We start from the raw sequence: 18144 nt of genomic DNA, 5'->3' as shown, positions 1-18144 counted from the left end.
CAGGTGCAGTCCGCCGCGCTGCCGCACTGGCACTTGGCCGCGTGCAGCTCGTCCGCCTTGTCCGTCTTCGCCGGGGCCTTCTCCGCCGAGGTCCCCTGCTGACGTGAGTCCGCCGGCATCGCCGCGGGCGGCGCGTCGGCCTTGGCGTGGTGGCCCTCGCAGGCCGCGGCATCACCCGACGTCCACAGCACTCCTCCCACCACCACCACCGCCACCGTCATCCCGATGCGCTTCATCTTCGAGTCCCTCCCGGGTGACAGCCAGGACACCCGATTCCTCTGGGGCAAGCTCCTCTCCCCCATACCCCAGCCCCTCCCCCCTGTCCAAAGCGAGCGCCCCGGGCTGTCCACCCTCCTCCATGCAGGGCAGCCCTCCGAGCACACCGCTCGCGGCGCTCGCGACGGGGGGAGGTGCCGCATACAGTCCGCGCACCCGTGTCCGCGCGAACCGACCGCCTCCTCTACGCCGCCGCCCTCGTGCTGGGCGCCCTGCCGCTGTGGATGTCCACGCACGTGCCCATGGTGGACCTGCCGCAGCACCTCCACCTCATCTCCGTCCTGCACCGGCTGGAGGACACGAGCACGCTGTACCCCCAGCTCTTCGCCGCGCGGCACGAGCTGACGCCCTACCTGGGCTACTACTACGTCGTCAGCCTGCTCAACTGGCTGCTGCCGCTGGACATGGCCAACCGGCTCTTCCTCTCGGCCTACGTGGTGGGCCTGCCGCTGTCGCTCGCCTTCCTGCTGCACGGCCTCGGGCGGCCCACCTGGCCCTCGCTGCTCGCCCTGCCGCTGGCCTACGGCGACAACTTCGGGTGGGGCTTCGTCAACTACCTGGCCGCGCTGCCCCTGGCCCTCCTGTGCTGCGGCCTCTTCGTGCGCGCCCTCACCGACACCAGCCGGCGCCGCGCCTGGGCCGCCGGGCTGGCCGTGTGCCTCGTCGCCGTGCTGCTCTTCCACGTGCAGGCCTTCGCCTTCCTCGGGCTCGCCCTGCCCTGGCTGCTCCTCACCACGCGCGTGCCCGAGGACGTGGGCGCTCAGGGCCTCGCGGCGCGGCTGCGGCCCCGCGTGCCCGCGCTCGTGGGCGTGGTGCCCGGCGTGGGCCTCTTCCTCTCGTGGGTGGTGCTGCGCCTGGGCCAGCCCTCCGAGGTGCGGTCCGGCGCGCCCTGGAAGGCGTGGGGCCCGATGCTGTCGCCGCAGAACCTGGCCTGGAAGGGCTTCGAGCAGAATCGCGCCGAGCTCCATGGGGTGCTCGCCAACCTCCTGCGCGATGGCTCGGACCGCTGGCCCCTCTACGCGGTGGGCGCGGTGGCCCTGGCCGCGCTGGTGCTGGGCCTCGTGCGCGGCGAGCCCCGCACCGAGGGCCTCGTGGCGCGCTCGCGCCCGCTGGGGCTCCTCGTCCTCGCGCTCGGCTTCTTCTTCCTGCTGCCCTTCGACATCCGCGGCTACATCTACTACCTGAACACCCGTTACGCGCAGCTCGCCGCCGTACTCGCCGTGGCGAGCCTGCCCGTGGCCCTGCCCTCCCTGCGGCGTCCACTCCTGGGGGCCAGCGCCGCTTGTGCCCTGCTGCTCGCCCTCGTGCTGGGCCAGGGCTTCCGCGCCTTCTCCCGCGAGGCCGCCGAGTGGGAGGCCCTCGTGGAGGCCACCGCGCCCCGGCCCCGGGTGATGGGGCTCATCTTCGACACCGGCTCGCGCGTGGTGCGCCACCCCGTCTTCCTCCACGGCGCCGCGGAGCTGGCCCGCGCGCGGGGGGGCAGCACCAACTTCAGCTTCGCCCTCACCCCCCACTCGCCGCTGCGCTACCGCGGCGAGCCCCCACCCACCTTCCCCTCCGAGTGGCGGCCCCAGGACTTCGACTACGCCACCCAGGGGCCCGCCTACGACCACTTCCTCGTCCGCGGCGTCCACCCCTCGCGCATCTTCGGCGCCCGGCTCCAGCAGGAGCTCGCCGTGGCCGCCCAGGCCGGCGACAGCTGGCTGGTGCGCCGCCGCTAACGCTCCGAGCCGGGCAAGTGTGGGCCAGTGGTCGCCTCCGCGCCCGTGCCACCCCCCCGGGCCTCACCGCGCCGCGGGGGGGGCATTACCTGTGGGCCCATGCCCACGAAGAGCCCCCAGGCCGACCCGCGCCACCTGCTGGACGCGCTCCGCTCCGGCACGCCCCTCCCGGACTTCGCCCCCGACGCGCTGGAGCGGGCCCGCGCCCTCGTGGGTGAGCCCTCCACCGCCCCGGCCGCCGCCCTCGAGGCCCTGCCCGAGCCGCTCGCGCTCGCCGTCCTCGAGGGCTCGGTGCTCGCCGGCAGCCCCGCCCTCGCCGAGGCACTCGCGGGCTCCAGCCACAAGGCGCTCGTCAAGGCGGCGAAGAAGGCCCTCTACCGGCTGCGCTCCCGGGGCGTGGAGGTCGCCGAGCCGGCCCGGCCCTCGACTCCCGAGCCCGCTCGCTCGGTGGTCGCCACCCCCGAGACGCTCCCCGCCGTCCTCACCAGCATCGACGGCACCGGCGAGCGCGTCCTGGAAATCGCCCGCCCCCTGCGCGGCGGCGGCGTGGAGGCCATCCAGCTCCTGCTCTCGGACGAGCACGGCGTGGAGCGCATCCAGGTGGTGGAGACCAGTCGCGGCGAGTACCGCCGCGTGGTGAAGCAGGCCACCAGCCCCGGCCCCGATGCCGCCGTGGAGCTGCCCCATGCCGAGGCGCTGGAGCGACTGGCCGCCGCCGTGGGGCTGAACCTGCGCACGCACACCGCCTTCCCTCCGGGCCTCGACGCGGTGCTGCGCCACCTGGGCGTACAGGCCCGGAGCGACCCCCCCTCCCTGCCCGCACCGGAGCCGGACGACGCGCGGCTGGCGAACGAGGCCCACAAGCTCCACGACGAGCCGGAGATGCGCGGCTGGCTGCCGCCCATGTCCGAGCTGGAGGCGCTGGCCTTCAAGGTGGACGAGCTGGAGGCGAGCCCCCTCGCGCTCACCCCCGCCCAGCGCAACGAGGAGATCATCCAGGCCGCCCACGCCCAGGCCCACGCCTTCTTCGCCCCGGAAGCGGTGCGCCGGCTCTACGCCAGCCGCCTGTGGGAGATGGGGCTCCACTTCGAGCGTCTCGGCAAGGAGCACCCGGCCCAGGTGGCGCGGGCCGAGGCCCGCCGGCTCTGGCATGGGCCCACCGAGCCCCCTTCCCGCTTCGTCGAACGGCTCTACGAGAAGGCGCTACTCGTCACCATGGCGGAGCGCGTGGCCCCCTCCACGAGGGACCAGGCTCACGCCCGGGCGCGGGCTCGGGCCGAGCAGCAGGCCCGAGCCACGGAGCCGGAGTCGCTGGAACGGCGCAGCCCCGGCGGCATCATCCTCCCCTGACAGGCAGGGGAGGCCCTGCTCACGCCGACACGCGCGCGCGCAGCAGCAGATCCAGGTTCTCCGTCTCCCAGGCCTGTGCCCGCGAGTAGTCGTGGAACCGCTTCTCGTGCTCGAGGAACTCGGGCGGGTGGATGCAGCGCCGCCCGTCCTCGCCCCGGCGCGTCCGGTAGACGTGGTGCAGCATCTCGTGGAAGACGATCCACTCCACGAAGTAGCGCGGCACCACGGGCTGATCCAACGCCGGGTGGATGCGGATGACGCGCGACTCCGACGAGTAGGAGCCCATCTTGATGCTCTTGCGCGGCCGGGTGACGCGCGGCGCCGGCCCATAGGTGATGGCGGCGTCGATGCGGCCCCGGAAGTAGCGCTCGTTGAGCCGCTCGTAGATGCGCCCCAGGTCGTGGTGCTGTCCCACCGGCTCCAGCCGCAGGCGCTTGCGCATCTGCGCGGGTGACACCCGGCGGATGTAGACCTTGTTGCGCTCGATGAAGCGGTCCAGCCGCACGCTGGCCTCCGCGTCCCCGTTGCGCACGAAGTCCGCGAGCGCCTGGATGATCTCATCCGGCGCCGCCAGGAACATGTGATGCAAGCGCAGCCGCCACAACGCGCGTTGGCGTTGGAACGTGAGCATCGTGTGCGTGTTGTCGTGGACCTCCACCGCCACGGGAGCCCGCAGTCGGGTCCGCAGTCGACGCTCGAGCACGCGCCGCCACACCTTCAGCAGCCGGTTGGGCTCGGGCGCGATGGGCTGCTCGCGGGCGATCCTGCCCACCGGCGAGCTCCGCTTCTTCACCAGGTTCTTCTTGTTCACGCGCGCCATAGACGGGGCCGATACTATGGGACCCGTCTGACACGTGTAAACGAGATCAGGAAGACAAAACCCCTGGAATTCCAACGGCTTATAGCCACTCCCGCGTACCAGCGCCCACTTGTCCGCCAGTGGGGGAGCCCACCGTATATGTCCCCCCCGATAGCCCCCTTACCGGCGACTTTTCTGGCGGCAGTCCACCCGGAAGACGACGGGGTCGGACGGGTTGGTGGGAATCTCGAACTCCTTGAAACCCTTGGGGGCGCGGTAGCCCGGGCAGCGGTAGTCGACGCGGATCGTCCCGGGTAGCAGGGACAGGGAGGCGTTGGGCTTCACGGTCCTCCCCGCCACCTTCAGGGTGGTCCGGGCGGGCGCCTTGAACCGCACGGATACCTTCGTCGGAGGTGTAGGCGCAGGTGGGGGCGTTACCGACTTCGACTCCGGAGCCTTGCCTGTCTGCTCGGCGACCATTCCAGCCGCCGGCGGGGCTGCCGGCGTTCCGCTGCCCTGTCCCGTCGCCTCCGCGCTCGGCGGGGTGTCGGTCGCCGCCGTGCCCTGCGGGCTGGGCGGAGGGGGCGTGCCGGTGTCGGCCGTGGCCGTCCCAGGCGCGGCGGCGGGAGCCGGGCTGCCCGTGTCCGGTGCGGTGGCGGCCGGGGGCGCGACTCCGGTGGTGTCCGGGGGCTCGGCAGCGGCCGGGTCTCCCGCGGTGGGTTCGGCGGGCGGCTCCTGCCCAGGCGGAGCCGCATCCAGCGAGGCCTCCGAGGTGGCCGGCTGCGCGGGCTTGAGCATGGGCTCGAGCACGAAGAGCCATGCGGCCCCCGCGGCGCCCACGAGGAGCAGCGTCACCAGGGCGACCAGCAGCACGCTCGGGCGGCGCGCCGGAGCGGGCGGAGGCGCGTTCGTCTCGGTATAGGTGTTCCCGTAGCCGGCGGTGGACTCGTCGTCATCCGCGTCGCGCCTGCGCATGGAAGAGGTGGGCTGGGTCGGATCCGGCTCCAACAGGTCCGCCACGTCCGAGTGGGTATCGACGTGGGAGTCCTCTTCCATGACGGAGTCCTCGTCGCGGAACGCGGACACGCCGCGCATGGACGGCCGGCTGTTCACCGTGGCGGGCGTGAGGGAGACGGACTGGGAGGCCTCCTCCTCTTCCTCCCCCAGGTCCACCGGAGGAGGCGCCCGGCGGCGATCCAACGCGGCCACGGAGGGAGAGGAGGCCGGCTTGCGAGCGGGAAAGGGCCGCGGCGGTGTCGGGGCGGAAGCGCGCGCGGCCCGATCCTGCACGGTGGACTCGCCCGTGGCGGAACGGGGGGCCGCACGTCCCGGCACGGCCGGCACGCCAGGCCCCGAGGGACGTCCGGGCAGGGTGCGGATGGCGGTGGGCTCGTCCTCTTCCTCATCGCCCACGATCACCGAGGGAGAGGAGCGGGCGAGAATGTCCGTCGGACGGGCCATCTCCGTGGCGAACTCCGCGTCCTCGGGATCGCCAGCCAGGGGGAGGTTCTCGGCGCTGGAGCGGCGCGCGGGCCGCGAGGCGAGGCCTCCTCCGGACGCGGGCGCGGGCGTGGCGGCCTGGGGCGCGGCAGCGGCCCCCTTGCGCGCGGCGGGGATGGGGACGTGGAGCATGGTGCGCTCCTCCTCCTCGCCCAGCAGTCGCGCGATGTACTCGGCCACGTCGTCGCTCTGCCGCATCGCGCCCGAGGCCAGCAGGGCCTCCAGGTCCGCCTGCACCGCCGAGGCCCGCTGGTAGCGCTGGTTGCGGTCCTTGGCCAGGCACTTCATCACGATGCGCGACAGCTCCTGCGGGTAGTCGTCGCGGATGAGGTGGGGCGGCGAGGGCGTCTCGAAACGGATGGCGTAGAGGATGGCCTCCGTCGTCGGCCGGGCGAAGGGCGCGCGCCCGGTGGTGATCTCATAGAGCATGGTCCCCAGCGCGAAGATGTCCGCGCGGTGATCCAACCGCTCCTGCATCACCGCCTCGGGCGAGAGGTAGAGGAACTTGCCCTTGATGACGCCCGGCTTGCTGCGCTCGGCGAGGGCCTCGGCCTTGGCGATGCCGAAGTCCACCAGCTTCACCGCGCCGCTATAGGCCACCATCACGTTCTGGGGGCTGACGTCGCGGTGGATGAGCCCGAGGGGGCGACCATCCACGCCCTTGGAGTTGTGGGCGTGGTCGAGCCCCGCGGCCACCTGGGCGCAGATGCGCGAGGCGACGGCGTAGGGCACCGTGGCGCTGAACTTCGCCTCCTCGGCGACGATGCGCCGCAGGTCCACGCCCTCGACGAACTCCATCGCGATGAAGATGCTCTCGTCGATGCGCCCCAGCTCGAACACCTGGACGACGTTCGGGTGGTGGAGCTGCGCGGCGATGCGGGCCTCGTCCAGGACCATCTGGACGAACTCGGGCTCCTCCGAGAGGTACGGGAGGATGCGCTTGATGACCACGAGGTCCGGCTTCGGAGGCTCCTGCGCGAGGAAGAGCTCCGCCATTCCCCCCACCGCGAGCCGCTTGATGAGGAGGTACTTGCCGAACGGGGTGGCAACCTGGGGAGTGTTCTCGGAAATGGGAGCCCCCGGAGACGATCGCAGAGAAGATTCGAGCTGCTTTTCCCGAGCTTACCCGCAGTGACCACCTGAGTGGTGGGGCGGAAAGCGACGGGGATGCTTGACTGAACGCTTGCCCGCTCCTGGCGGACGCTCCGAGGGAGGAACCCCTACCCCGGGTGACAAAACGCCGCCCCATCCCGGAGGAAGGAGCGGCGGGTACGCGGCAGGCCGGGCGGGAGCGCGCGGCCTGCCGCTCCAGGGGCGCCCGGCTACTCCTCGCCCGTGCCCGCGTCCCACGCCCCCGCGAGGTCCACCGCGCAGTTCTGCGGGTGGAGGACGTAGGTGAACTTGTTGCCGCCACCGTCCGGCAGCTCCGTGCCGGGCACCACGGCCGGGCTCTTGAAGCACCCGGCGTCCTGGCTGCTGAGATCCTGGCAGGCCGAGTAGGTGTAGGTCTCCCAGACGCCGCGGATGCCGTTGGGGAAGGTCACGCTGCCGCCATCGGACGCGACGAGCGCACGCCAGTCGCAGCGGACGTCGCCCCCGTCGGTCTGGCCGAAGGTCTTGTAGTTGCGCACCAGGATGCCGCCCTCGACCTCGAAGCCGAAGAAGCGCGGGTCATTCGGGTCGTCCGACACCCGCTGCATGGCCCGGGGGTTGGGGTTCGTCAGGGTGAGCGGGCCGGCGATGTGCACGCGCGAGCCGCCGTACTCCGCACTGGGGCGCCCGAAGCCGCCGTCGGCGTTGCCGAAGCCCTGGGCGATCGAAACCTGGTTGTCCGCGGGAATCCCCGCGGCGCCCGCCGACTCGATGAGGGTGACGACGAGCTTCGCCTGCGAGCCATCCACGGCGAACTTGTTGGCCAGCTGGGGCCGGTAGGCCGTGTACTGCTCGAAGCGGCTCTTGTACTGGACCCAGCCCTCGATATCGATGCGGTCCCCCGCCTTCGGCTCATAGGTGGTCGGGAGGTCCTGATAGAACTTGTAGACCCAGAGGCCCTGCTTGGGGTTGGCGGGATCCACCACCCAGAAGTAGCCGAGGTAGTCACCCCGGGAGCCCCTGTTGGAGGACTCCACGGTCTGGACGACCACGTTCTTGAGCTTGACCCAGGTGCCGTAATCGGCGCTGCGCGCCTGGGCGACGGTCATCTCCCTGGGGCTCGTCTGCTGGGTGCCGGCATCGGTGCCAGCGTCCGTCCGCGTCCCGGCATCCTCGGTGCCGGCATCCTCGGGGCTGCACACGCCGGTGCAGCCCGGCTGGTCGCCCGCGTCGTTGTTGCCCGACCCCTCACGACCCCCACACCCGGCGGTCATCGCCGCCGCCGCGGCCACCAGGGCCGCCGCTCCAAGAGTCTTGCGCAGAGAAATCACGTTGCGTCTCCTATGGATTTTCTGGCGCCGTACTCCTAGAAGTCCCGCGCCTCCGCCTTACATATCCAGGGCCTTATACCGGTGGGTCCCGGGGGCCGGCAAGGAAGGGACCCGACCCCGCCGTGACACGTCGGTGAAATCCTCATGCCCCTGCCCCAGCATCCCTACTTCCGCGGCCTCTCCCCCACCCTGCACATCTCCCACCGGGGGGGCTCGCTGCTCGCGCCGGAGAACACCCTGGCCGCCTTCCGCATGGCGGTGGAGCGCTACCACACCCAGGTGCTGGAGACGGACGTCCACCTCACCCGCGACGGAGAGCTGGTCGTGGCCCACGACGCCACCCTGGAGCACTGCACCGACGGTGTGGGGGCCGTCGCGGACCACACGCTCGCCGAGCTGCAGCGCCTGGACGCCGGTCACTCCTTCACCCGCGACGGGGGTCGCACCTTTCCCTTCCGGGGCCAGGGCGTGCGCATGCCCTCCCTGCGCGAGCTGCTGCGCGCCTTCCCTGGAATGCGCTTCAACATCGAGGTGAAGCCGGACGTGCCGGGCATCGAGGACGCCTTCTTCCAGGTGCTGCGCGAGGAGGGCGCCCTGGAGCGCGCGTGCGTGGGCAGCGAGCTGGACGCGGTGGGCGAGCGGCTGGCACGGGCCATGCCGGACGCCTGCCACTTCTATCCGCGCGACGCGCTGACGTCCTTCGTGCTCGCCGTGCGAGGGGGCGAGCAGCCGCCCGAGGATCCGCGCTACACCGTCCTGGACATGCCCCTCTACTTTGGAGAGGTGAGGCTGGTGGACGAGGCCCTCCTGCGCACCGCGGCGGCCCTGGGCAGGTGGATCAATGTGTGGACGGTGGACGAGCCCGAGGAGATGCGCCGACTCGTCGCCGAGGGCATCGGCGGTATCATGACGGACAGGCCGGACCTTCTTCGCCGAGTTTTGGACGAGCGACCCAACCCGCTCTAAGCCCTCCTTCCGCATGCCTCGCACTCCCCCGCGCAAGCGCGCCTCGAAGGTCGCAGCCGCCCCCGTCGCCGCCCAGTCCCTCGCCGCGCCCCAGCCGCTCCTGGCGTCCCCGCCGCCCCCGGCTCCCGAGCCCGAGGCCTCCGCACGCAACACCGTGCGCCGCGTGCGCGCCCCTCGCGCCAAGCGCTTCGTCGCGCTCGCCGGCAACATCGGCGCGGGCAAGACGACGGCCGCGAAGATCATCAGCCAGTCCTTCGGCTTCGAGCTCTTCGACGAGCCCGTCATCGACAACCGCTTCCTCAAGGACTACTACGCCAACATGGGGCGGTGGTCCTTCACCCTCCAGCTCGAGTTCCTCATCCGGCGCGTCGAGCACCACGAGCTCATCCACTCGGTGAAGAAGAGCTGCGTGCAGGACCGCACGCTCTACGAGGATCCGGAGATCTTCGCCAAGTACCTGCACGGGCTCGGGCACATGGCGAACGCGGAGCTGGACCTGTACTTCGAGTACTTCCAGCGCCTGACGCGCAGCATCGTGCACCCGGACCGCGTCATCTGCTTCGACGTGCCCACGGTGGACGTGCTCCTGGGCCGCATCCGCGAGCGCGGCCGCGAGGAGGAGAAGGGCATCGAGAAGGGCTTCCTGCGTGGCCTCAATGGCTACTACGCCTCGTTCCCCCAGGTGCTGCAGACCAAGTACGGCGTGGACTGCCTGGTGCTCGACGTGACGAACCAGGACATCCGCATCGGCCGGGGACGCGAGGAGTTCCTCGACCGCGTCTCCACCTTCCTCGCCTGAGGTTTTTCATGTCCGAACTCGCCCCCAAGAGCCCTCGCGAGTCCGCGGTGGTGATGACGCAGATGATCCTCCCCTCGGACGCCAACGCGGTGAACACGGCGTTCGGCGGCAAGGTGATGGAGTGGATCGACGTCTGCGCCGCCGTGGCCGCCCAGCGCCACTGCCGGCAGGTCGTGGTCACCGCGTCCATGGACGACCTGCACTTCCACGCCCCCATCAAGGTGGGCTGGACGGTGACGCTGCAGTCGCGCGTCATCGCCGCCTTCCGCACCTCGATGGAGGTGGGCGTGACGGTGACGGCGGAGAACCCCCTCACCGGCGAGAAGCACATCGCCACGAGCGCCCTGCTCACCTTCGTGGCGATCACCGCGGACGGAAAGCGCCTGCCGGTGCCCCCGCTGAAGCTGGAGACGGAGCAGGAGCGCGAGGCCTTCCGCGAGGCCGAGCAGCGGCGCAAGGAGCGGCTCTCGCGCAAGCAGACGAGCCTCGCCTGGCAGCGCATCCTCGCGCCCGACGTCGTGGGCTGAGGCGAAGCCCGGGCGGTGAGCGGCTTCACACCCAGGCGGTGAGGCCGCGCACGGCGTCGGCGCGGAGCAGGCGGCAGGATGGGTCATGTCAAGCCCTCGGATGCTCGGGGTCCTGGCAGCCAAACAGGGAAAGTCCTTTTTCGGACATACTCCTCCCCCCGCCAAGCGACTCACCTCCGCCATGATGCCCTTCGAACCGCGGCGCCTCTCGTTGCTTCTGTGCCTGCTGCTGGCCTGTGCCCCGACACCCGCCCCCCTGAACCACACGGAGGGGCAGGGTCAGGACCGGGTCGAACCGCGAGGCACGCTCGCATCGAGGGCGGCCTCCCTCGAGAGCGCGACCTGGAACGTCACGGGAAACCTATTGGTTCCCCGTACCAGGCACACGGCCACCCTCCTGACCAACGGTAAGCTTCTCGTGGTGGGCGGAGACGGCGGCTACTCCACTCTCGCCTCCGCCGAGGTTTACGACCCAGTCACCGGAAGCTGGTCCTTCACGGGCTCACTGGCACAAGCCCGCTTCGGCCACACCGCCACCCTGCTACCGGATGGCAAGGTCCTCATCGTGGGCGGCAAAGCAGGAACCCTTTCGCTCGCCTCCGCCGAGGTTTACGATCCGGAGACCGAGCTCTGGTCTCCCGCCCCATCCCTGGCACAGGCCCGCTTCGGCCACACCGCCCTGCTGCTCCACGGCAAGGTTCTCGTGGTGGCCGGAAACAGCGGCGACTCCGTCCTCGCCTCCGCTGAGGTGTACGACCCGAGCGCTGGTGCCTGGTCCTCCACGGGACCGCTCACGCAGGCCCGTGAACACCACACCGCTACCCTGCTGCCCGGCGGCAAGGCCCTCGTGGTGGGCGGCACTCAAGGAACCGCGCCTCTCGCCTCCGCCGAGGTGTACGACCCGAGCACTGGCGCCTGGTCCTCCACGGGACCGCTCACGCAGGCCCGTGAACACCACACCGCCACCCTGCTGCCCGGCGGCAAGCTCCTCGTGGTGGGCGGGCGGGGCAAGGATGCCGCCTCTCTCTCCTCCGTCGAGGAGTACAACGCGGCCACCGGCACCTGGTCGTCTACAGGCATGGGGTCGCTGGCGAAGGCCCGCGACCGCCACACCGCAGCCTTGTTGCCGGGCGGAAAGCTCCTCGTCGTGGGTGGAGCAACCGCTTCCGGTGCCACCAACACGGCCGAGGTCTACGACCCGAGCACCCGAGGCTGGTCTTCCATAGGTTCGCTGAGGTTTATCCGTCTCGGCTTCACCGCCACCCTCCTGCCAGACGGCCAGGTCCTCGTAGCGGGCGGGACAGGCTGGGACGAGCCTGGAGTAGTCCCAGAGGTCCTGGCCGAGGTGTATGCCCCGGTCACTGGAGAGTGGTCTTTCACAAGTGCTCCCAAGCAGGTCCGCTCCAGCCATACCGCCACCCTGCTGCCGAGTGGCAAGGTCCTCGTGGTGGGCGGCTACAATGTCGACCTTGTCGAGGTGTACGACCCGGCCACTGGAGAGTGGTCCTTCACGGGTTCTCTCAAGCAGACCCGCTCCAGCCACACCGCCACCCTGCTGCTCAACGGCAAGGTCCTCGTGGTGGGCGGCTACAACGTCGCTCCCGCCGAGGTGTACGACCCGGCCACCGGAGAGTGGTCCTTCACGGGTTCTCTCCAGCAGGTTCGCTACGGCCACACCGCCACCCTGCTGCCCGATGGCAAGGTCCTCGTGGTGGGCGGCCAGTACGAAGACGTTTCGCTCGCCTCCGCCGAGGTCTATGACCCGACCACGGGCGCCTGGTCCTTCACGGGTTCACTCAAGCAGGCCCGCTCCAGCCACACCGCCACCCTGCTACCCGATGGCAAGGTCCTCGTGGTGGGAGGCAACATCAACGGCAACACCCCGCTTCTCTCCGCCGAAATCTACGACCCGGTCAGTGGTGACTGGTCTTCCGCACGTTCGATGAAGCGTGCCCGCGTCTTCCACACCGCCACCCTGCTGCCCGATGGCAAGGTTCTCGTGGTGGGGGGAGCAGATGGAACCCGATCACCTCTTGCATTCACCGAGGTGTACGACCCGGACAACCGGGCATGGTCCTCGGCGGCCTCGCTGACGCTGAGCCGCCAGGCACACACCGCCACCCTGCTGCCTGGCGGCAAGATCCTCGTGGCGGGCGGGATGGGCTCCTTTTTTTCGACTCCCCCCTCCGAGTTGTACAACCCGACCACCGAAACCTGGTCCTCGGCGGCTTCACTGGCCCAGGATCGCCAGTCACACACGGCCACCCTGCTGTCCGGTGGCAAGGTCCTCGTGGTGGGGGGAGCGGAGTTCATCAGCGGCGACGAGCTCTCATCCGCCGAGCTGTACATGGACTCGGCAGGAGCTGAGAGGTGGCGCCCCCGCCTCACCGACGTGAGTCCCACCCAATTGGAGCAGGGCTCCTCCATCACCGTGACGGGCGAGCTCTTCCAGGGTAGCTCCGAAGCCGGCAGTGGCACGACCCAGTCCTCTCCTACCAACTATCCCCTGCTGTCCTTGAGCTCCGTCGAAACCGGCCGGTGGATGCCCCTGCTCGGGCATGACTTCTCGGACACGTCCGTCTCGGCGACCCTGCCATTCATCCTCAACGGCTACTATCTGTTGAACGTCACCACCCAGGGTCTGACTTCCAGCCGGGTGATCTCCATCATCAACAGCACCCCGCCGGACACGTCGCTGAAGGCCGAATCTCCCGAGCAGGTGACCCAGAGCACGACGGCCACCTTCTCGTTTTCCTCGGCATCGAGCCATTCCTTCGAGTGCAACCTGGATGGGCTGGCCTTCACCCACTGCACCAGTCCCCTGCGCTACTCATTGTTGCCAGAGGGCAAACACATCTTCCTGGTGCGCGCTCGCGACCTCGATGGCACCGTGGACCCCACTCCCGCTACGCACAGCTGGACTGTGGACAGGACGAAGCCCGAAACGGTGATTGATGCGGCATCGACGCCCCTGGCCTTCTCTCAGCTCACGTCCGCCCGCTTCTCGTTCTCCTCGGAAGAGGGCTCTTCTTTCGTATGCAGCCTGGATGGAGCCGCCTTCACCGACTGCTCCAACTCGTGCGACTACGCCAACCTCGCGGATGGCGAGCACACCTTCCAGGTCAGGGCCACCGACAGGGCCGGCAATCAGGAACTCACTGCCGCCGAGTACCAATGGACGGTGGACACAGTGCCGCCTCGGGGCGCCGAGCTCCAAGTGCCGACCCCCCACCAGCAACTCTTCACGTCCCGTCCTGTCTTCTCCGGCACCGCCGAGCCCGGCAGCACCGTGCGGGTCTTCGTTGACGGCAACCAGGTCGGTGAGGTCCAGGCGAACGAGGGTGGGTACTGGGAGCTCACCTCCCAACCTCTCGCGTGGAGAGCCCACACGGCCACCGTTACGGCCACGGACCCGGCCGGGAACATCAGCGAGCCGTCGCTGGAGGTGTCCTTCGCCACCGTCCAGCACGGCTACTACGGCATGAGTTGCGCGGCGGCTCCTTCCGTTGGCTCGTCCTGGCCGTGGGCCCTGATGGCCCTGGGGCTGCTGCGGCGCAGGCGCTCGCACTGACGCCTGCTCACGGGTCCAGGAGGGCATCGTGCCAGGAGGGAGCCCGCCTCCCATCGGCGGGGCCGTGGAGATGTGGTACGACATGGGGCGCGAGCGCTGCCCCTGATGAGTCTTCACGCCCTCCGTTCCTGCCAGACGTGCGGCAACACCTTGCCCCCGGGAGCGCTGGTGTGCCCTCACGACGGGACCCCCACGCCGGGTGCGGAGCCCGCCCTGAGCACCCAGACGATCCTCCCGGCCGCGACTCCCGCGCCCAACCCCACGCCACCGGCCCTCTCTCCCGCCCAGGCGAGCACCGGGCAGACTCCAGGGCCCGAGGCGGAGCAGGACCCACTGGTGGGCCGACAGCTCGGCGAGTACGTGTTGCGCCAGCGCATCGGCAGCGGCGGCATGGGTGTCGTCTACTCGGGCGAGCACACCTCCATCGGTCGCAAGGCGGCCATCAAGCTCATCCGCGAGGAGCACGCCCAGAGCCCCCATGCGCGCGACCTGCTGACCGAGGCCCGCGCCGCCAGCGCCATCCGCCACCACGGCATCATCGATGTCTACGGCTTCGGCCATCAGCCGGGCGTCGGCCAGTACCTCGTCATGGAGTACCTCGAGGGCCAGCCGCTCAACGAGCTCATCCGCGACCAGGGCGCCCTGCCGCCCGCCCGGGCCCTCCCCATTCTGTGCGAGGTGCTCGACGCGCTCTCGGCCGCGCATGCCATGGGGGTCATCCACCGCGACCTCAAGCCGAGCAACATCTTCGTCGTCCGCCAGTCCAACGGCGCCGAGTACATCAAGGTGCTCGACTTCGGGCTCGCCAAGCGCACCACCACGCCCGACGCCACCTCGGCCCAGACGCACTCGAACCTCATCATCGGGACGCCCCAGTACATGGCTCCCGAGCAGGCCCTGTGCGAGGCGGTGGGGCCCCAGACCGACCTGTACGCGGTGGGCGTCATCGCCTTCGAGCTGCTCACCGGCCAGCGTCCCTTCCCGGGCCGCTCGCACATGGAGGTGGTGGCCCACCACCTGAAGAGCCCGCCCCCCGCGCCCTCCTCTCTCGTCCCGCAGCCCCCCGAGCTCGATGCGCTCGTCCTCCGGCTGCTCATCAAGGAGCCCAAGCAACGGCCGGCCTCGGCCAGCGAGGTGGCGCGTGAGCTGCGGGCCCTGATTCAACCGAGCGACGGCGCCCCGGTGCTGGTGCCCCGGACGATCTCCCGCCCCCTCCCCACGGTGAGGCCCGCCGATTCCGCGCCGCTGAATGCACCGACGGCCACGCTGTCGCCCACACCGTCCACCCCCAGGCCAGCCCTGGAGGCTCGAGCGGAGCCCCCTGCGCGCGGCTCGCGCTGGAAGTGGGCCGCCATGGCGGCGGGCGGCACCCTGGCACTCGCGCTGGGGGCAGGCCTCGTCGTGAGCCGCGAGCCCGCTCCGTCCGTCTCCGCGGAGCCCCCTCCCTCCCTGGCCCCAGTGGCCTCGACCTCGACGCCGCCCGCGCCCGCGCCCCAGCCCGTGGCCACTGCGCCCGAGCCCGAGCCCCAGTCGCCTCCAGCCCCCGCTCCGGCGCTCGCGGAGTCTCCCAAGCCGGCGAAGAAGAAGCCGTCCAAGCCGCTCGTGCAGCCCACCTCGGCTCCCGCGAAGCAGCCAGCGCCCGCGGCGCAGCCGCCACCGCTCGCCGCGGCGCAGCCGCCCGCGCCTGTCACGCAGCAGCCTGCTCCTGCCGCACAGCCCGCCCCCGAGCGCGCCGCGACCGGAACCCTGCACCTCATGGTGAGGGGTGCCTGGGTGGACGTCTGGATCGATGGGCAGAAGCTCGGGCGCGTGCCCCCGCAGAACCGCTACCCGATGACCGCGGGCGAGCACACGCTCGAGCTGCGCAACCCCAACGTCCCGACCTACCGGCAGGAGATCCTCATCCCCGCCAACGGCACCCTGCCGCACACGGTGGACTTCACCACCACGGCCCAGACCGCTTCCTCCCCGCCTCCATGACGCCTCGACACCTGCTGCTGCTGGTTCTCCTGCTGCTCGCGCCTGGGTTCGCCCGGGCGGACTCGCCGAGCCTGCAGCCGGGCATCCAGCTCTATGAGAACGGTGAGTACGAGGCCGCCACCCAGGTCTTCACGCAGGTGCTGGCGGACCCACAGCGCTCGCCCCAGGAGCGGGGAGAGGCGCGCGTGTATCTGGCCGCCTCACTGCATGCACAGGGGCGGGTGGAGGAGACCCGGCAGCAACTCGAGGTGCTGGCGCGGGAGCACCCCGAGCAGCGGGTGGATGGCGTGCGGTTCCTGCCCGAGCTGGTGGCGCTCGCCGAGGCCATCCGCCAGCGCGTGGACACCGAGCGGGACTACGCCCAGAAGGAGGCCGAGCGCGCGCGGCTGGCCCAGGGGCCCCCCTCCTACCTGCGCCCCGAAGTGCTCGGCCTCTATGAGGTCGTGGGCCGCCAGGGGACCGTGGGCCTCGGCCTCTCCTTCCACCGGGGCCTGCTGGAGGGCGGTGTCCGCGCGCTGCTCAACAGGGACCCGGTCTTCTCCCCGCCGAAGCTCTACCCGACCTTGCAGCTCCAGGGAGGAGTCCTGCCAGGCAGGGGACTCACGCTGGGCCGCGGGCTCTTGAAGCCCCACGTCGGCCTGCGGGCCGTCCTCGTCCCGGGCGTGGACAGCTATGGGGCGGGCGCGGTGGCGGGCCTGCGGTACACGCTGGCCAACGGCCTCGTGGCGCTGATGGACGTGGGCGCCGACTACTTCTTCCTCGTCCGCGACGACAGCTACCGCAACTACGCCGTGACGGCCCAGGCCGGCCTCGGCTTCGACGTGCGCCTGCCTTTTGGGCAATGAAAAAGGGGTGAGGGGCGCTCACGCGAGCGACCTCCCCACCCCCGGTGTCACGGAGTCCAAGCCCCGTGACGTTCACATCGACATCAGGTCGAGAACGAGGTCCCGCAGCCGCAGGAGGACTTCGCGTTCGGGTTGTTGAACTTGAAGCCCGCGCCCGTGACGCTCGAGACGAAGTCGATCTCCGTGCCCGCCAGGTACTTGTTGCTCAGGGCATCGGTCGCGATCTTCACGCCGTCCTGGTCCCAGGTGAGGTCGCCCGCCTTGAGCTCGCGCACCATGTTCAGGTCGTAGCCCAGGCCGCTGCAGCCGGCCGGCACCACGCGGATGCTGAAGAAGTAGTCCTGGAAGCCCTGGTCCTGGATGACCTTCTTCACCTGGGCCACGGCGGCCTCGGTGAGCCGCACCGGGCTGGTCGGGGTGCCCTGGGGAGCGGGGGTGGTCTGAGCGGGGGTGGTGGTCGTATCCATGTGGGTCGGTCTCCTTACAGGCGCCTTATAACGCCCGGCGCTGAAATTGCCATCCAGGCCAGCGGGCTCTCAGGCCTCCGGGCCCCTTTCCAGGGTCCAGCCGCTGTCCGCCGGCACAATCTGTCCCGTCCTGAAGGTGGGTTCAGCGAGGAAGAACCGCACGGCCTCCCCGGTGTTTCCCGGAGAACCGATGCACCCCGGGGGGAGCGGAAGGGAAATCCCCCCGGGCACGGGTTATACGTGAGCCCCCATGGCCGCCACCTTTCGCGAGCTGCTCTCCGATGCGAAGAAGGAGATCCGCGAGGTCTCCGTCGAGGACGTGAAGCGTCTGCTGGACGCGCGTGCCTCCGTGAAGCTCATCGACGTGCGCGAGGGTGACGAGTACGCGGGCGGTCGCCTGCCCGGTGCCCTCCACATTCCCCGGGGCTTCCTCGAGCTGCGCATCGAGGACAAGGCCGGGCACGACGAGGAGCTCGTCCTCTACTGCGCGGGGGGTACCCGCTCGGCGCTGGCGGCCCGGACGCTCCAGCACATGGGCTACACGCGCGTGGCCTCGCTGGCGGGCGGCTTCAACCGCTGGAGCGACGCGCACCTGCCGGTGGAGAAGCCGGTGGTGCTCACCCCCGCGCAGAAGGAGCGCTACCGCCGCCACCTCATCCTTCCAGAGGTGGGCGAGGAGGGGCAGGCGAAGCTACTCAAGGCCCGGGTGCTCCTGCTGGGCGCGGGCGGACTGGGCTCGCCCGCGGCGCTCTACCTCGCCGCCGCGGGCGTGGGCACGCTCGGCATCGTCGACGCGGACGTGGTGGACCTGAGCAACCTCCAGCGCCAGGTGCTCCACACCCACGAGCGCGCCGGCCAGCCCAAGGTGGAGAGCGCCCGCGCCGCCCTCGAGGCCCTCAACCCGGACGTGAAGGTGGTGC

The 18144-nt window shown here is 70.7% G+C and carries 13 protein-coding genes and 1 pseudogene; 9 read left to right on the top strand and 5 right to left on the bottom strand.

The window, feature by feature from the left end:
- Positions 1–236, bottom strand: a pseudogene (locus VF697_RS36765) (metallothionein); the annotation flags it as partial.
- 198 nt (positions 237–434) lie between these two features.
- Between VF697_RS36765 and VF697_RS36760 the strand changes: the two are divergent.
- Entirely contained in the window at positions 435–1997 is a 1563-nt protein-coding gene (locus VF697_RS36760) for a hypothetical protein (protein ID WP_331102518.1), read from the top strand.
- A gap of 99 nt (positions 1998–2096) precedes the next feature.
- Entirely contained in the window at positions 2097–3347 is a 1251-nt protein-coding gene (locus VF697_RS36755) for a hypothetical protein (RefSeq protein WP_331102516.1), read from the top strand.
- 19 nt (positions 3348–3366) lie between these two features.
- On the opposite strand, the gene VF697_RS36750 is transcribed toward VF697_RS36755, so the two are convergent.
- The 3 genes from VF697_RS36750 to VF697_RS36740 all read right to left on the bottom strand — a co-directional run bounded on the left by VF697_RS36750 (position 3367) and on the right by VF697_RS36740 (position 8069).
- On the bottom strand, positions 3367–4167 hold the full coding sequence (locus VF697_RS36750; protein ID WP_331102514.1) for a hypothetical protein: 801 nt from the start codon (positions 4165–4167) through the stop codon (positions 3367–3369).
- 159 nt (positions 4168–4326) lie between these two features.
- Positions 4327–6642 (bottom strand): serine/threonine-protein kinase, encoded by a 2316-nt coding sequence (locus tag VF697_RS36745; RefSeq protein WP_414641411.1) that lies wholly within the window; start codon positions 6640–6642, stop codon positions 4327–4329.
- A 326-nt stretch (positions 6643–6968) separates the two neighbouring features.
- Positions 6969–8069 carry a hypothetical protein gene (locus VF697_RS36740; protein ID WP_331102512.1) on the bottom strand — a complete coding sequence of 367 codons (1101 nt, stop codon included), beginning with the start codon at positions 8067–8069 and terminating at the stop codon, positions 6969–6971.
- 144 nt (positions 8070–8213) lie between these two features.
- Here VF697_RS36740 and VF697_RS36735 point away from each other — a divergent pair, with 144 nt between their 5' ends.
- The 6 genes from VF697_RS36735 to VF697_RS36710 all read left to right on the top strand — a co-directional run bounded on the left by VF697_RS36735 (position 8214) and on the right by VF697_RS36710 (position 16757).
- Positions 8214–9035 carry a glycerophosphodiester phosphodiesterase gene (locus VF697_RS36735; protein ID WP_331102510.1) on the top strand — a complete coding sequence of 274 codons (822 nt, stop codon included), beginning with the start codon at positions 8214–8216 and terminating at the stop codon, positions 9033–9035.
- A gap of 13 nt (positions 9036–9048) precedes the next feature.
- The gene (locus VF697_RS36730) at positions 9049–9834 is read left to right on the top strand and encodes a deoxynucleoside kinase (protein ID WP_331102508.1); all 786 of its coding nucleotides are present in this window, start codon (positions 9049–9051) and stop codon (positions 9832–9834) included.
- Between the two features lie 8 nt (positions 9835–9842).
- A complete protein-coding gene (locus VF697_RS36725; protein WP_331102506.1) occupies positions 9843–10361 on the top strand; it encodes an acyl-CoA thioesterase in 519 nt (172 codons plus the stop codon).
- Positions 10362–10446: 85 nt separating this feature from the next.
- Complete coding sequence (locus tag VF697_RS36720) at positions 10447–13932, top strand: kelch repeat-containing protein (protein ID WP_331102504.1); 3486 nt, start codon at positions 10447–10449, stop codon at positions 13930–13932.
- A gap of 105 nt (positions 13933–14037) precedes the next feature.
- Positions 14038–15912 (top strand): serine/threonine-protein kinase, encoded by a 1875-nt coding sequence (locus tag VF697_RS36715; protein WP_331102502.1) that lies wholly within the window; start codon positions 14038–14040, stop codon positions 15910–15912.
- On the top strand, positions 15909–16757 hold the full coding sequence (locus tag VF697_RS36710) for a tetratricopeptide repeat protein (protein WP_331102500.1): 849 nt from the start codon (positions 15909–15911) through the stop codon (positions 16755–16757). The genes VF697_RS36715 and VF697_RS36710 overlap by 4 nt, the downstream gene beginning before the upstream one ends.
- An 83-nt stretch (positions 16758–16840) precedes the next feature.
- Here VF697_RS36710 and VF697_RS36705 read toward each other — a convergent pair whose 3' ends face one another.
- Positions 16841–17224 (bottom strand): iron-sulfur cluster assembly accessory protein, encoded by a 384-nt coding sequence (locus tag VF697_RS36705; RefSeq protein WP_331102497.1) that lies wholly within the window; start codon positions 17222–17224, stop codon positions 16841–16843.
- Between the two features lie 250 nt (positions 17225–17474).
- Between VF697_RS36705 and VF697_RS36700 the strand changes: the two genes are divergently transcribed.
- Positions 17475–18144 (top strand): ThiF family adenylyltransferase (locus VF697_RS36700; protein ID WP_331102495.1); only part of this gene is annotated, 670 nt, incomplete at its 3' end.

Source organism: Archangium sp. (assembly GCF_036388035.1).
Classification (GTDB): Bacteria; Myxococcota; Myxococcia; order Myxococcales; family Myxococcaceae; genus Archangium.
Note: the sequence above shows the minus strand (reverse complement) of the source record. Positions and strands in the feature narration are given on the sequence as shown.

Coding starts and splice junctions, on each gene's coding strand:
- VF697_RS36755 (WP_331102516.1), top strand. CDS start 2,097: ATGCCCACGAAGAGCCCCCAGGCCGACCCGCGCCACCTGCTGGACGCG.
- VF697_RS36750 (WP_331102514.1), bottom strand. CDS start 4,167: ATGGCGCGCGTGAACAAGAAGAACCTGGTGAAGAAGCGGAGCTCGCCG.
- VF697_RS36745 (WP_414641411.1), bottom strand. CDS start 6,642: ATGGCGGAGCTCTTCCTCGCGCAGGAGCCTCCGAAGCCGGACCTCGTG.
- VF697_RS36735 (WP_331102510.1), top strand. CDS start 8,214: ATGCCCCTGCCCCAGCATCCCTACTTCCGCGGCCTCTCCCCCACCCTG.
- VF697_RS36730 (WP_331102508.1), top strand. CDS start 9,049: ATGCCTCGCACTCCCCCGCGCAAGCGCGCCTCGAAGGTCGCAGCCGCC.
- VF697_RS36725 (WP_331102506.1), top strand. CDS start 9,843: ATGTCCGAACTCGCCCCCAAGAGCCCTCGCGAGTCCGCGGTGGTGATG.
- VF697_RS36720 (WP_331102504.1), top strand. CDS start 10,447: ATGTCAAGCCCTCGGATGCTCGGGGTCCTGGCAGCCAAACAGGGAAAG.
- VF697_RS36715 (WP_331102502.1), top strand. CDS start 14,038: ATGAGTCTTCACGCCCTCCGTTCCTGCCAGACGTGCGGCAACACCTTG.
- VF697_RS36710 (WP_331102500.1), top strand. CDS start 15,909: ATGACGCCTCGACACCTGCTGCTGCTGGTTCTCCTGCTGCTCGCGCCT.
- VF697_RS36705 (WP_331102497.1), bottom strand. CDS start 17,224: ATGGATACGACCACCACCCCCGCTCAGACCACCCCCGCTCCCCAGGGC.